At 63.8% G+C, this 14,705-nt stretch carries 11 protein-coding genes and 2 pseudogenes; 9 read left to right on the top strand and 4 right to left on the bottom strand.

The features are described from left to right. Positions 1 to 258: 258 nt before the first annotated feature. The 3 genes from V1479_RS20885 to V1479_RS20895 are packed head-to-tail and all read right to left on the bottom strand — an operon-like array spanning position 259 to position 3,431. Positions 259 to 1,845: a DHA2 family efflux MFS transporter permease subunit gene (locus V1479_RS20885; RefSeq protein WP_368804609.1), complete on the bottom strand. Its 1,587-nt coding sequence runs from the start codon at positions 1,843 to 1,845 to the stop codon at positions 259 to 261. Then, entirely contained in the window at positions 1,829 to 3,028 is a 1,200-nt protein-coding gene (locus tag V1479_RS20890) for an HlyD family secretion protein (protein WP_206680611.1), read from the bottom strand. Before V1479_RS20890 ends, V1479_RS20885 begins: the two co-directional genes overlap by 17 nt. Position 3,029: 1 nt before the next feature. Continuing rightward, positions 3,030 to 3,431, bottom strand: a complete 402-nt coding sequence (locus tag V1479_RS20895) for a MarR family transcriptional regulator (RefSeq protein ID WP_206680610.1) — start codon at positions 3,429 to 3,431, stop codon at positions 3,030 to 3,032. Between the two features lie 94 nt (positions 3,432 to 3,525). Here V1479_RS20895 and V1479_RS20900 point away from each other — a divergent pair. The 4 genes and pseudogenes from V1479_RS20900 to V1479_RS20915 form a co-directional block, all read left to right on the top strand. Next, a pseudogene (locus V1479_RS20900) lies at positions 3,526 to 3,639 on the top strand (universal stress protein); the annotation flags it as partial. A gap of 143 nt (positions 3,640 to 3,782) precedes the next feature. Then, a complete protein-coding gene (locus tag V1479_RS20905) occupies positions 3,783 to 4,001 on the top strand; it encodes a universal stress protein (RefSeq protein ID WP_368804610.1) in 219 nt (72 codons plus the stop codon). A gap of 6 nt (positions 4,002 to 4,007) precedes the next feature. Then, a complete protein-coding gene (locus V1479_RS20910; protein ID WP_206680608.1) occupies positions 4,008 to 4,817 on the top strand; it encodes a MarR family transcriptional regulator in 810 nt (269 codons plus the stop codon). A gap of 435 nt (positions 4,818 to 5,252) precedes the next feature. After that, complete coding sequence (locus V1479_RS20915; RefSeq protein WP_173194928.1) at positions 5,253 to 5,432, top strand: hypothetical protein; 180 nt, start codon at positions 5,253 to 5,255, stop codon at positions 5,430 to 5,432. Positions 5,433 to 5,478: 46 nt separating this feature from the next. Here the strand turns inward: V1479_RS20915 and V1479_RS20920 are convergent. Beyond that, positions 5,479 to 5,687 (bottom strand): annotated as a pseudogene (locus V1479_RS20920) (IS110 family transposase); the annotation flags it as partial. 501 nt (positions 5,688 to 6,188) lie between these two features. Here V1479_RS20920 and V1479_RS20925 point away from each other — a divergent pair. The 5 genes from V1479_RS20925 (at position 6,189) to V1479_RS20945 (ending at position 14,536) form a co-directional block, all read left to right on the top strand. Beyond that, positions 6,189 to 7,163: a DUF3991 and toprim domain-containing protein gene (locus V1479_RS20925; RefSeq protein ID WP_173194926.1), complete on the top strand. Its 975-nt coding sequence runs from the start codon at positions 6,189 to 6,191 to the stop codon at positions 7,161 to 7,163. Positions 7,164 to 7,288: 125 nt separating this feature from the next. Then, positions 7,289 to 7,888: a DUF1419 domain-containing protein gene (locus tag V1479_RS20930; protein WP_173194925.1), complete on the top strand. Its 600-nt coding sequence runs from the start codon at positions 7,289 to 7,291 to the stop codon at positions 7,886 to 7,888. A 7-nt stretch (positions 7,889 to 7,895) separates the two neighbouring features. Continuing rightward, on the top strand, positions 7,896 to 8,294 hold the full coding sequence (locus V1479_RS20935) for a DUF3085 domain-containing protein (RefSeq protein WP_173194924.1): 399 nt from the start codon (positions 7,896 to 7,898) through the stop codon (positions 8,292 to 8,294). 87 nt (positions 8,295 to 8,381) lie between these two features. Further along, on the top strand, positions 8,382 to 13,454 hold the full coding sequence (locus tag V1479_RS20940) for a helicase-like domain-containing protein (protein ID WP_368804611.1): 5,073 nt from the start codon (positions 8,382 to 8,384) through the stop codon (positions 13,452 to 13,454). 266 nt (positions 13,455 to 13,720) lie between these two features. Then, positions 13,721 to 14,536, top strand: a complete 816-nt coding sequence (locus V1479_RS20945) for a competence protein CoiA (protein WP_173194922.1) — start codon at positions 13,721 to 13,723, stop codon at positions 14,534 to 14,536. Positions 14,537 to 14,705 lie beyond the last annotated feature (169 nt).

A 14,705-nucleotide genomic window follows, 5' to 3' on the forward strand; every position in this document is an offset into this window, starting at 1 on the left:
GCCGTCAGTGGCGCGCCAGGCAATTTCCTGCGCGCAAGCCTCGCGACGGCGGGCAGGAACCTCCGACGACCTCACTCAGCTCAAGAGCGGCGCGGATCAACGCCTGTCGGGTCTGCTCGGAAGAGCCGGCGTGAGGGGGTCGGGTTTGCATGGTTTCATGTCCAAGTCACTGAGGCCCGAGTTCGCGCGAGGCACGACTCGATGCGGCGGCGTTGATGCGGCTGACCGCCCGACCGAAGAGGGCCGTGCCCAACATAGTTAGTCGGTCGCGCCGACAGAGGCGCTGTGCGCGTCGAGCCTGCGACGGGTTTCGGCGCGATACAGCAGCCATGTCGGCAACAGCGCAATCGCAAAGACGATCGCCACAACAATGAAGCCATCGCGGAACGCGGCCGTATTCGCCTGAATTGCGATGCTTTGCGCGAGAAAGGACATCGCCGCCGGCAGTTGTTGGAAATCCGGTATGCCGGCCGCCTTGACCATTCCCGCCACCTGGTTCAGCAGTGAAATTGTCGCGGTGTTGTCGCTGGTCTGGGTCGCGGCGAATGCGTCGGCGTGCATCACGGTCCGTCGCTCGAGGAAGACGGCAAGCAGGTTGACCCCGAAGGCACCGCCGAGCTGTCGTATGAAATTGATCGCTCCGGAGCCCTGGGCGACCAGCATTGCGGGCAACACCTTCAGCGAACTTGCGGTCAACGACGGGAAAATGAGGCCCAGACCGACCCGCGACAGGACGGTGAGCCAGGCGAGCGTCCAGAAGCTCGTGTTGATGTCGATGTCCGCCGTGAGATAGGAGGAATAGGCGAAGATCGCGAGACCGGAGCCGATCAGCCAGCCTGACGGGAGGCGATCGGACATGCGCCCGGCGATGGGGAATACGAGCACCAGAACAAAGCCCGAGGGCATCAGCAGCAGGCCCGCCTGTGTCGGCGTCAACCCCTGGATCGTCTGGACGAACAGCGGGACGAGATAGGTCGAGCCGAAGAGGCCCGCGCCCATGATGAAGCCGACCAGACAGGCGGAGGCGAAGGGCAACTGCGCGAAAAGCCGCATGTCGAGCATCGGCTTTTCGGTGCTGATCTCCCAAAGAACGAACCCTGACGCTGCAAGCGCGGCAATCGCGAACTGCGCGAGGATCGGATCCGAGGTCCAGCCCTCGCGCTGGGCGTTGGTCAGTGCGTTCAACAGAAAACCGAGAAAGACGCAAAGAAGGATCATGCCGGTCCAGTCGAATCCCGGGCGCGGCCCGCTTTCGGCCCGCGATGGCAGAAAAAGGTTCGATAGGACAATGGCTAGCGCGGCAAAGGGAAGACCGAGATAAAAGACATACCGCCAGTTGAATGCATCGATCAGGACGCCGCCGATCCATGGTCCGAGCGCCGGTGCGAGCACGACGCCAATGCCGAATATCCCCATGGCGGCACCGCGCTGGTTCGCCGGAAAGACCTGGAAGAGCAGAACCATTGCAAGTGGCTGTACGATTCCGGCGGCCGCCCCCTGGATCACCCGCGCAATGGTCAGCACGGTTTCGTTGGGAGCAAGCCCGCCTAGGACCGATCCCGCCGCGAACAGCATGAGCGCCGTGATCATGCTTAGCCGTTGGCCGAAGGCCCTGTTGGCCCAGTCGGCCAGCAGCATCGTCGCGGTCATCGCAGCGAGGAATCCGGTCGAAATCCATTGCGCCTCGACCTGGCTGATGCCGAACGTCCCCATGACCCCGGGAATTGCGACATTGACGATCGTGGTCGAGAGCACGACCGCAATCGCGGCGATCATCACGGTTCCCGTCGCCAGCCAACGGTAGGCCGGACCATAACGGTCGAAGAGATTATCGATCGACGACATCGATGCTGACTTCCACCATCATTCCGGGACGCAGCAGACCGTCCTGTTTTCCGATGGAAATCCGCACCGGCAGGCGTTGGGTCACCTTGGTGAAGTTGCCGCTCGGATTGGGGCTGGGCAGCAGGGCGAACTGGCTTGTAGCCGCTGCGCCGAGCCGCACGACCTCGCCGTGGAATTCCCGTCCGGGATAGGCGTTGACGGTGATCCGAGCGGGTGCGCCAATTTGAACATTCCGGAAATCCGTCTCCTTTACGTTCGCATCGACCCATACGTTCTCGGGATCGTGATAGATAAGCAGCCTGGTGCCGGGCGATACGTATTCACCGGCGTCAACGAAGGTGCTGTCGATCACGCCGTCGAACTCCGCTCGGATTTCGCGCTTCGTCAGGTCGATGCGCTTCTGTTCGATCTGCGCGGTCAATGCTTCGATCTGTGCATCAAGCGTGGCGATCTGCCGTTCAAGCACGCCGATCTGGGCCTCCTCCGCCTCGACCACCTGCAGATTTGCCTTGGCGGTCTCAATGCCTGCCGCGGTCGAACGCTCCTGTTGCGTAGCGGCCGCGAGCCGGGCTTCTGCATCCTCGAGCTGCTGGATTGACAGAACATTTCGCCCCGCAAGAGCCGTGACGCGGTCGAACTGGGATTGCGCGTTCTCGAGCGTCGCCTCGGCAGATGCGTGCGCGGCTTCCGCAGCGGTAATTTGGGCGCGGGCGGCGTCAAGCTTGGCGGCGACCTGGGTTCGTATCAAGTCCTGCTGCGCGCGCAACTGGTTCTGCTGTGACTTGACGCCGGATACCTGAGCCTTCAAGCCTTTCAGCTCTTGCGCGACGGAGGCCGAATCCAGCGTCGCAAGAACCTGGCCCTTCGCGACCCTGTCTCCCGCAATGACGGAAAGCGTCACGATCCTGCCAGAGACCTCGCTGCTGACGGCGACCAGATTGCCGGCGATGCGGGCATCGTCCAGGAAGACATGGGTCCACCGCGCCGCCAGCCACGGATAAGTGAAATAGGCTGCAACACCAAGCGCCGCCAGAATCACCACCGTTCGGACGAGGCGGCGGACTCTTCCGTCGCGCCGCCCTGGTGAGGCGGTTGTTTCGACGGTGTCCCCCGAAGGCTCAGCTTCGGCGACGTCCAGCTCCCTCACCTTCGCGTACTGCGAGGGCTTTGCTTCCATGTTCATTCTAAAACCCTTCAAGTCGGCTGCCGATGAGACGCAGCACGCGATGCGCGGTCGCCAGATCATCCGGGTGAATCCCGTCCATCACTTCTTTCCTGAAAGCATCCGCAATGCGATCTATCTCGTCGATGACCGCCCTAGCGCTCTCGGTGAGGTGGATTTTCTTGACGCGCCGGTCATCGCCGGCCTCGAGGCGCTCGATCAGCCCCCGCTCCTGGAGCGCATCCAGCAGACGCACCAAGGTGGGCCCTTCCACGCCGATCTTGTCGGCAAGGTCCCTTTGCGCAAGACAGCCTGAGTGCCGCAGATGCAGAAGTGCAATCCACCGCGCCTGCGTCAGCCCCAGATGCTTCACGCGCGCGTCGAGGAGCGTTCGCCAACGGCGCCCGACCCGGCCAAGTTCCACGGCAAACTCTTTGCTCGGATCCAAAGTCTTAGCTTTCTTATTGATAGTGTGCTACTGATTAGCTTAGCCTCGATCATGAAGCAAGGGCTACGATATGTACCGCAAGGTGCTGCTGGCGTATGATGGGTCTGCCGACGGGCGTCTTGCCCTTGGCGAGGGAGCGCGGCTTGCGCAGCTATGCGGAGCGCAGGTTTGCCTGCTGGCAGTGGTGCAGATTTCCACGGGCATGGTGTTTGCGGAGGGCATGCATCCGGGAATCGTCGGCGACCAGAGCGAGGTCTACCGAAACATTCTCGCCGAAGGCGAGCGGCGGTTGCGAGACATGGGCTCCGACCCGAAGTCCGCCTCAATATGGGTGACCCCGGACCGGAGATTTGCGCCGTCGCAAGGGAGATCGATGCCGATCTTGTTGTCATCGGACACCGCCAGCATGGAACCCTGGCAAGGTGGTGGTCAGGGTCGGTGGCCACATATCTCGCCGACCATCTGACCTGCAGCCTGCTGATCGGGCGGATGGAGATGTCCAACCCGCACTCCGACAGGCCGAAGGTCCGGTCAAAGGCTCTTTGACAAACCATGCCAGACAGAGTCCCGAGCAACCAAGTCGTCCAAATCGATCAAGCCCGTGTTTGCTTGCCGGGAGACGTCGCCCTTGCCCTTGAAGGGCTCGCCTTTGCCAAGTCGTTCCACCGACAGCTTTCGTTCGAATTCGAGGCCGCCGGGCTTGCAGTGACGCCTGCCGAGGCCCGCGTGCTCCTGACCGTGGCGCAAAATGAAGGCCTCCGCCAGACGCAGTTGGCCCAATTGCTTTCCTGCGAGGCGATGACCCTCGTCGGCGTGCTCGATCGCTTGCAGGCTGCGGGCCTGGTCAAGCGGGAGCCTGACGAAAACGACCGCCGAGCGAAGCGGGTTCTATTGCGGCCCGCGGCGATTCCCCTCGTCAGAAGGATCAAGAAAGTCTTCACCGAACTCTGCGTTGCCACTTGCAACGGACTGGACGATGAAGCAGCCAAACAGTCCCGGGACACCCTTTCGCGAATGCGTGGGAATCTGGCGGAGCTGGCGGCAGGCGCGTATCCGGCGAGCAGAATTGATCAGCCGGCGGAGGAGAGTTCCGGCCACGACCGGGAAGGCACGGTGGAGCACAACCAAAATGGCCGTCTTTCTCCGTCTCAGTGCCGGATGGCCAGAGCGGGGCTGGGACTTTCCGTCCGTGAGCTTGCGAAACAGGCAAAAGTCTCTGGACTTACTGTTACCCGCTTCGAGAACGGCAACGTCTCGTGCCCGGACGAAGTGCTGGACGCTCTGAAACAGGTCTTGGAATCAAACGGCGCGGAGTTCATCAGCGAGAACGGGCGCGGCCCGGCTGTGCGGCTCCGAAAGTAAAGATTTCCGGCAGGGACGGCGTGTCTCTTCGCAGAACAACCATCAGCATCAGTGTGACGAGGCAGCGAGCGTGCCCTGATCGAGGTGAAATGCCGCCGTCCCCAATATTGGAATGCGCAGCACCCAGGCGAGCCGGATTTCCCACAGGGGCGCAGAATCGAACTGGAACTGCGGATTTCCTCCAGACCGGATGATGCTTCCGACTTGTTTTTCATCCGAAAGTTCATGCTCCGTAACCTGCCTGTTCGTCCGCAACCGGCATTGTGGCAAACTCAATCGTATCGAGCCGGAAACCGAGAACTCCTGTCCGTCGCAATCTCGCCTCATCGGGCTTCCCGGGTAGTGTCGATAGTTCTGCAAATTCGCTGATTGGGGCGGTCACGGCCGCGCGCCTGAGGCCGAGCCGTTCTTCAGCTCCACGCCCAAGTTCGCAGGATGCTGGAATCCGTCGACCTGTTCAGCATGACCGCAGCCGCCTCTTATGGCAGTCGGCGCAACCGTTTGTCGCCACAGCGCAATATGGCTGTCGAAACCTATGAGAACCGGCTCGAGGCAGACCGCTGCATCAGCAGCGGCGACCTCAAGGAACACAAGAAACTCAATGCTGCCGCGTGACCAATTTTATGGCCGACCCAAGTTGCTGAACTTGACGCACACGACCGTGCGCGGCCACGTCGAGCGCAGCCTTGGCATGCCGCCCGTCAATGCAGATCGCCGGCAGCCCTGTGCTGTCGGCGCATCGTAGAACCACTCCGACAGCGGCCCCGTCTCGAAGATGATCCGGCGGGCATACGGTGCGCGCTTGCCGATCACCGCCGCGAGCAGTTGAGGTCCGGAGGCGCACTTGCCCTGCCAAGTCCTCTTGCCGTCATTTCATGGATAGTAAATTTGGCGCCAAGTACCGCGCCGCCTTTCAGCGACCGGATTCTTGCCGCCCCTGACCTGCCGCTCGAATAAACAGAACACTTCCTCTGATCACGGCTCGACAATCTCATCGGCGATGAATGGCATGGATGGCTACGTGCGCCCGCGTCCGAGGCAATCGAACTGAGTACCATCACTCGGCCAAGGTCGCCGCGGAAATCGCCCGCATCTCTCCGCAGGCGGAAATGGATATCGACATGGTGACCGCGATTGTCGCCAAGGAAGAGCGATGCAGCGGTTGACGTGCGGGTGTGCGTGCCGCTTGCGCGCTGCGCCCGGCAAGGGAGGCTTCGCCGCGGCGGGCGAGATCGGTCCGGCCCCGCAAATCTGCCGGGTTGCCCGCCGCGCCCTTGCCCGGCTTGCTCTTCGCGGCCTGCCGATCCTCGTCCCGGCACAGACCGGGAGCGGGAATCGGATAAGAGGAGCGCGCGAAGGCGCAGGCGAGACATGGAAAAAGCAGACCTGGAAGAGTTGAGAGGGAAGGTGCCCTGCAGCGCCGTGCTGGAGGACGCGGGGTTCGCGCTCGATCTCAGGGAGAGCAGCGGCAAGGCGATGAAGTATCGCCGCGCCAGCGAGATCGTCATCGTCATCCATGACGGCAACGGCTGGTTCGATCCCTTGTCGGATGCAAAGGGCGACGTCTTCTCCCTGGTGGAACATCTCGACGGCATACCTTTTGCCGCCGCGCTCTATGTCGTTGCCGAACTGGTCGGCTTTGTACCGTCCGAACCGGTCTGGACACACGAGGCCAGGGACCGTGCGCCCGACCTGACGATCGTGGAACGCTGGCGGGTCCGGCGAAAACCCTGGCCCGGCTCGGCGACATGGCGTTATCTCCGCGACACGCGCCACATTCCCGAGGCAGTGATCCGCATAGCCGTTGCCGCGAACCTCTTGCGCGAAGGCCCGAAGGGCAGCATGTGGGCCGGCCATACCGATTCCGCCGGCGAGGTGACCGGCTGGGAGGAGCGTGGTCCCGATTGGCGCAGCTTCGCGACCGGAGGCGCCAAGGTGCTGTTCCGCCTCGGCCGGCCCGATGCGCTCCGGCTCTGTGTCACCGAGGCGGCAATCGACGCCATGAGCCTGGCCGCGATCGAGGACATCCGAGCGGATACCCTCTATATGAGCACCGGCGGCGGCTGGGCCCCGGCCTCGGCCGAGGCCCTTCGCGCACATGCCCACCGGACGGGCGCCCATCTTGTGGCTGCCACCGACAACAACGCACAGGGCGAGACATACGCCGGCCGTCTGCGAGAGCTTTCTGCCGAGGCAGGATGCGGCTTCGAGCGGATGTGTCCGCTGGCGGAAGACTGGAACGCGGAATTGGGAAGGAACCAGGAATCGAGAGGGAGGGAGAACTCGAAGGAGAATGGCTGCCGCATGCCCGCCGGCCGCCTCAAGGGTGACGCTTCGCCCGGCTGAGGCCCGGCCCTTGACACGGCCGGACGGAGAGGCGGCCGCTTGAGAGGGGTCCGGAAGGGCTGAAGACGATGGCGACGTCGAGAGGATGAGCTGCGCTCCAGCCCCGGAGGCCAAGGAGCCCACCCATGACCCTCTCTCCCATCCGCAAGATCTATTTCGGGGTTGCCGAACGCCGGCAGATGTTCCGTCTGTTCGATCGCCACGCCCAGCGCCCGAACCGTTGGCAGAACGACGACGGTGCCCTGTTCGCGGGCGAATGGTTCGAGATTGCCCGGCCCGAACACGATTACATGCTCGATATCCTGCCGCCGCTCTGGATGCGCGGTGAGATGTTCGCCCTGGGCGAATTCCTGACTGGCAGCATCACCAGCGTGTTCTATGCGCTGCGCATCAATGGGGCGGAGCGCTACTTCCATGCCTATTGCGATCTCGCCCGGCCTGGTTCGCCGGTCGAGATGCGCGACGCGATCGTCGAGCGGGAGCGCCGCCCGGTCAGGGCGATGACCCGCGAGGAGCGCATCGAGCATATCTGGAGCGCCACCGAGGACCGGTATCGCGGCTATGCCGGGGCGGGTTATCCGCCCGAGCATCGGGGCCAGCGCACCGTCATCGTCTATGGCAGGCATGAAAGCAGCTTCGCGCTACTGGATTATCTGACCGACGCGCAAATCGCGGAAAAGCTCCCGGTTCATCTGCGCCACCTGCCGCTCGCCGAGGCCGCGTGAGGCCGCCATGTTCACGTTCCCGATCATGGCCGTGCGCAAGGTCATCGCGCGCGGGGAAGCGGACGCGGCCGCCAACGGCGGCTTCCGCAATCCCTACTACGGCTTGAAACCCGGCCAGGGCGAAAAGCCCGGCCTGTGGCTCGTTGGCGACGAGGGCGTCTACATCATCTCGAACGGCAGGCTAGGCGATGGCGAGACACCGCTCGTCGTCTATTCCGCCGAATGCCACCCAAAGGGCAATCCGGATTGGTGGGACTACAAGCGCCGGTATTTCGGGGGCGATGACGGCATCGAATTCATCGATGCCGACCTGCTGATCCCGAGCTTCAACCGGAACTTCGGCGCCACCCATCTGGGGGTACAGCTCACCGAGCACGACATCTCACTCTCGCTGATCACCCGCTGACCCCATCCCGAATCTGTCACGTGCGTCGCGCCACCGGCCAATCCCGGCGGCGTGCGGCCGCGCACCCCAACACATGGAGAACAACCCATGCCCAATGACGACCCCTTCACGCTCGTGTCTTCCGGCAACACCCTTTCAGCCGGCCTCGGTCTTGGCGTCACCGCGTTCGGCACGACAATCGAACCGCCGGAGGATCACGAGGATACGCCGGAAGAGCCGGCGCCCGCGGCTACACAGCGCCCCGGCAAGACACCGGACAAAGGACGCGGCGAGAACTTCCATCTCGCCGGCGGTCGCGGTCTGGCCCGTGGCTGGAGACAACGCGCCCAGGACAATATCGCCGCCATCGCGCTCGCCCAGTCGATTGAATCCGAAGCCCGCCCGGCGACGGTCGAGGAACAGGCGGCGCTCATCAAGTTCACCGGGTTCGGCGCCTCGGAACTCGCCAATGCGGTGTTCCGGCGGCCGGGCGAGGCGGACTTTCGCAAAGGCTGGCAGGAGATCGGTTCCGATCTGCAGGATGTTACCTCAGTGCAGGAATACGCTTCGCTTGCCCGCTGTACGCAGTATGCGCATTTCACGCCGGAGTTCATCGTCCGGGCCATCTGGTCGGGCTTGCTGCGGCTTGGCTGGCGCGGCGGTCGGGTGCTCGAACCCGGCATCGGCACAGGGCTGTTTCCCGCCCTGATGCCCGAGGACCTGCGCCCGGTCGCCCATGTCACTGGTGTCGAGCTCGACCCGGTCACAGCGCGGATCGCCCGCCTGCTCCAGCCCCGCGCCCGGATCGTCAACGGCGATTTCGCCCGTATGGATCTGCCCGCGCATTTCGACCTGGCGATCGGCAATCCACCCTTTTCCGACCGCACGGTGCGCTCGGACCAAGCCTATCGCGGCCTCGGTTTGCGGCTGCATGACTATTTCATCGTCAAGGCGATCGACCGGCTGAAGCCCGGCGGGCTTGCGGCTTTCGTCACCTCCAGCGGCACCATGGACAAGGCCGATCCATCCGCGCGGGAAACGATCGCCCGACAGGCCGACCTTGTCGCCGCCCTCCGCCTGCCTGAGGGCAGTTTCCGGGCCGAGGCCGGCACGAATGTGGTGGCCGACATCCTCTATTTCCGGAAGCGCAGGCCAGACGACGCCGAGGGCGACATGTCCTGGCTGGAAACAGAAGAGGTCCGGCCTGCAACCGAGGACGAGGGCCCCATCCGGGTCAATCGCTGGTTCGCGCAGCATCCGGATCACGTGTTGGGAATCCATGCCACGACGTCCGGACCGTTCGGCGAGACCTATACCTGCCTGCCGCAGCGAGGTGTCGATCTGGAGCAGGCGCTTGGCGCCGCCACCCGTCTTCTTCCGGAAGCGATCTATGACGGTGAGCCCGAAGCCGTCGATCCGGAAACCGATGCAGGCGATGCCCACGAATTCGATGAGCCCGATGGGCAGGGCATCCGCGAGGGCAGCTTCTTTGTCGGCAAGAACCAGGCGCTGATGCAGGTGCGCGACGGTGAACCCGTCACCATCACGGTGCGCAAGGGCCGTGCCGCAGAAGGCGTCTCCGACAAACAGGCCAGGATCATCCGAAAGCTGATCCCGATCCGCGACGCCGTGCGCGAGGTCCTCAAGGCTCAGGAGCTCGATCAGCCCTTCAAGCAGCACCAGGTTAGGCTGCGCATCGCCTGGTCGAACTTCGTGCGCGCCTTCGGTCCGGTCAATTCCACGACCGTATCGGTGAAGGAGGATCTTGAGACCGGCGAAGTCCGCGAGACGCACCGCCGCCCCAATCTCCAACCCTTCCTCGACGACCCCGATTGCTGGCTCGTCGCCTCGATCGAGGATTACGACCTCGAGACGAACACGGCGCGCCCCGGTCCGATCTTCACCGAGCGGGTGATCGCTCCGCCCTCGGCGCCGGTCATCACCTGTGCCGCCGATGCGCTGGCCGTGGTGCTCAACGAGCGCGGTCATGTCGATGTCGATCACATTGCCGAGCTCATGCATGCCGATGTGGACACCGTCATCGCCGAGCTGGGTGACGCCGTTTTCCGCGAACCCGAGACCGGGTCCTGGCAGACCGCCGACGCCTATCTCTCGGGCAAGGTGCGCGACAAGCTCAAGGCCGCGGAAGCCGCCGCTGCACTCGATCCGGTGTTTGAATGCAATGTCCGGGCGCTGCGTGACGTCCAGCCTGCCGACCTCAGCCCGTCCGATATCACGGCGCGACTGGGTGCCCCCTGGATTCCCGCCACCGACATTGTCGATTTCGTCAGGGAGATGATGGGCGCCGACATCAGGATCCGCCACATGCCCGAACTCGCCTCCTGGACGGTCGAGGCACGACAGCTCGGGTATACCGCCGCGGGGACCTCGGAATGGGGCACGGATCGGCGGCACGCCGGCGAGCTGCTTGCCGACGCGCTCAACAGCCGGGTGCCGCAGATCTTCGATACCATCAAGGACGGCGACAGCGAAAAGCGCGTCCTCAATGTGGTCGACACCGAGGCGGCCAAGGAGAAGCTCACAAAGATCAAGACGGCCTTCCAGACCTGGATCTGGTCCGATCCCGACCGCACCGACCGGCTTGCCCGGGATTATAACGACCGGTTCAACAACATCGCTCCGCGAACGTTCAACGGCGATCACCTTCAGCTTCCGGGCGCCTCAGGCGCCTTTTGTCTTTATGGGCACCAGAAACGCGGCATCTGGCGCATCATTTCGGCGGGTTCGACCTATCTCGCCCACGCCGTCGGCGCCGGCAAGACCATGACCATGGCCGCCGCAATCATGGAGCAGAAGCGGCTCGGGCTGATCGCCAAGGCGATGCTGGTCGTTCCCGGTCATTGCCTGGCGCAGGCGGCGCGCGAGTTTCTGGCGCTCTACCCGGCCGCCCGCATCCTTGTCGCCGACGAGACCAACTTCACCAAAGACAAGCGGCATCGCTTCCTCGCCCGTGCCGCCACGGCCAAATGGGATGCGATCATCATCACCCATTCGGCATTCAGGTTCATTTCCATTCAGTCCGCCTTCGAGCAGCAGATGATCTCCGACGAGCTCGAGCTCTACGAGGAACTGCTGACCAAGGTGGACGGCGACGACCGCGTGTCGCGCAAACGGCTCGAGCGGCTGAAGGAGGGGCTTCAGGAACGGCTCGAAGCGCTCGCGACGCGCAAGGACGATCTTCTGACCATCTCCGAGCTCGGCATCGACCAGATCATCGTCGACGAGGCCCAGGAATTCCGCAAGCTCTCCTTTGCCACCAACATGTCAAGCTTGAAGGGGGTCGATCCGAACGGGTCGCAACGGGCGTGGGACCTCTACGTCAAGTCCCGCTTCGTTGAAACCAAGAACCCCGGCCGCGCGCTGGTGCTGGCCTCGGGCACCCCGATCACCAACACGCTCGGCGAGATGTTCTCGGTGCAGCGCTTCCTCGGCATAGAGGCGCTGAAAGAGCGTGGTCTGCACGAGTTCGACGCCTGGGCATCGACCTTCGGCGATGTGACGACCGAACTCGAGCTTCAGCCATCGGGCAAGTACAAGCCGGTCACGCGCTTTGCCACCTTCGTCAACGTCCCCGAGCTCATCGCCATGTTCCGCTCCTTTGCGGACGTCGTGTTGCCCGAGGACTTGCGGCAGTATGTGAAGGTGCCGGCGGTCTCGACCGGCAAGCGGCAGATCAGGACCTCCAGGCCGTCCGCCGCTTTCAAACGCTACCAGACCGTGCTCGATGCGCGCATCAAGGCGATCGAGGAACGAGAGGGACCGGCAAGGCCCGGAGACGACATCCTCTTGTCGGTGATCACCGACGGCCGCCACGCTGCGATCGATCTGCGCCTGGTCGACCCCGATAATGGAGACGAGCCCGACAACAAGCTCAACGACCTGATCGGCAACGCCTTCCGCATCTGGTCGGAAACCTCACAGAACATTTATCGCAAGCCTGATGGCGATTGCTTTGAGCTGCCCGGTGCCGCGCAGATGATCTTCTCCGATCTCGGCACGATCAGCGTGGAAAAGAGCAGGGGGTTCTCTGCCTACCGCTGGATCCGGGACGAGCTCGTGCGCAGGGGCGTGCCGGCGTCGGAAATCGCCTTCATGCAGGATTACAGACGCGCGCAGGCCAAGCAGCGGTTGTTCGGCGACGTCAATGCCGGCAAGGTCCGGTTCCTGATAGGCTCGTCGGAAACCATGGGCACCGGCGTCAACGCCCAGCTCCGCCTCAAGGCCCTGCATCACCTCGACGTGCCGTGGCTGCCCTCGCAGATCGAGCAGCGGGAGGGGCGCATCGGCCGGCAGGGCAATCAGCATGACGAAATCGATATCTTCGCCTACGCAACGGAAGGCTCGCTCGACGCCACCATGTGGCAGAACAACGAGCGCAAGGCCCGGTTCATCGCCGCCGCACTTTCCGGCGACACCTCAATCCGCAGGCTCGATGATATGGGCGAGGGCCAGGCCAACCAGTTCGCCATGGCCAAGGCGATTGCGTCGGGCGATCCGCGCCTGATACAGAAAGCCGGGCTCGAAGCCGACATCGCCCGGCTGGAGCGCCTGCGGGCCGCCCATATGGACGATCAGCATGCGGTCCGCCGTCAGATCCGTGAGGCCGAACGCGGCATTGAGGTCGCGAACCGCCGAATCGCTGACATCGGCATGGACATCGGCCTGCGTCTCCCGACCGCGGGCGAGGCTTTCGCCATGACGGTCGCCGGCAAATCCTTTTCCGAGCGCAAACCCGCCGGCAGGGCGCTGATGAAGGAGATCCTCACGCTCGTCCAGCTCCAGCAGGAAGGTGACACCGCAATCGCCTCGATCGGCGGCTTCGATGTCGAATTCTCCGGCGAACGGTTCGGTGGCGATGGCTACCGCTACACCACCATGCTCATGCGCACCGGCGCCGAATACGAAATCGAACTGCCGGTCACGACGACACCGCTCGGCGCGGTCGCAAGGCTCGAGCACGCGCTCTCGGGATTCGAAGACGAGCGGCTCCGCTATCGCCAGCGTCTGGCGGATGCCGAGCGCAGGCTCTCTTCCTACCGCGCTCGCCAGGGCGAAGCTTTCGCCTTTGCGGGAGAGCTTGAAAACAAGCGCCGGCTATTGGCCGAAATCGAAGCCGAGCTCGCGGACGCAGCGACAGGGTCCGAACGGGCCGCCGCCTGACGAACTCTCTCTGAGGATAGTCGATCAACCGGAGTTGACCGGGACCGGTCGGCGGCTAATCTTGCAACATGCCTGAGCACAAGAACGGAGCCTGGCATGTTCGACATTCCGTCATCATAACCGGCGACCGGCATTGCCCCGTCACGCCGAAGATAATCAAGACAGCACCAGCTCCGTCTGGCCATGCTGCGGTTTGCTTCCATCCAAAACAAACAATCTGCGCCCGCCACACTGGCGGATGCGTCTCAATATATATGGAGTCGGACATGCGCTATGCATTGGTCAACAACGAATGCGTCGAAGCCAGCCACGGTCTTTCTGCCCTGTGCCCGGGCTGCGGACAGCCCATGGTCGCCAAATGCGGCGACCGCCGCGTCCATCACTGGGCGCATCGCGGCAGGCGAACCTGCGATCACTGGTGGGAGCCCGAAACCCGATGGCATCGCCAATGGAAGAGCCGATTTCCGGCCGGTTGGCAGGAGTTCGTCCATGTTGCCGCCGACGGCGAGCGGCACATCGCCGACGTCAGGACCGGTCACGGTCTGGTGCTCGAATTCCAGCACTCCCACTTGCGGCCCGACGAACGGGCCGCGCGCGCGGCCTTCTATCCGAACCGGATCTGGGTGGTTGACGGCACCCGCCTCAAGCGCGATGCGCCGCGCTTTGCTGCAGGTGGGCAAATGCTGCGGCCCACGCCCTGGAGGGGAATTTACACGCTCGCCTTCCCGGGAGAGTGCTTTCCGCCGAACTGGATCGATTGCCGGGCTCCCGCCTTTTTCGATTTCGCGGGTGCGGAACCCGTTGCGCCGGATGCCACGCCCATCGAGCGTTATCTTTGGGGGATTCTGCCAGGGCGGGCGGACGGCCACGGCGTCGTTGTGGCGCTCGGCCGGCGAGGTCTCGTGCGGGCCGCGCACGAGGGTCCGCAGATACTGGACGCGGCACAGATCGTCGGCGTCCTTCAGGCACGATTCCGGGCGGCACGCGTGGCGGCGATGCAGGAGGCCCGCCGGCTCCCATCCGGAAAACGATGGAAGCGCAGGCGCGTGTGGAGAAGGCCGCGGCCACGGCGGCGGTTCTGACGACCTGCGGTCAAGAGCCCGAAACATGACAGGGGAGGGGGAGGAAGAAATACCCCTCGCAGAGCAGCCAGGCCGCTGACGGTTTCACCTCAACCGCACCGCTCGCAATCCCGGCCGCGTCGTCCTGCGCAGGGCTGCCAGCCCTGCTCGCCCTGCCGGGCAGGGATGC

The organism is Neoaquamicrobium sediminum, assembly GCF_040970315.1.
In the GTDB taxonomy this organism is placed as follows: domain Bacteria; phylum Pseudomonadota; class Alphaproteobacteria; order Rhizobiales; family Rhizobiaceae; genus Aerobium; species Aerobium sediminum.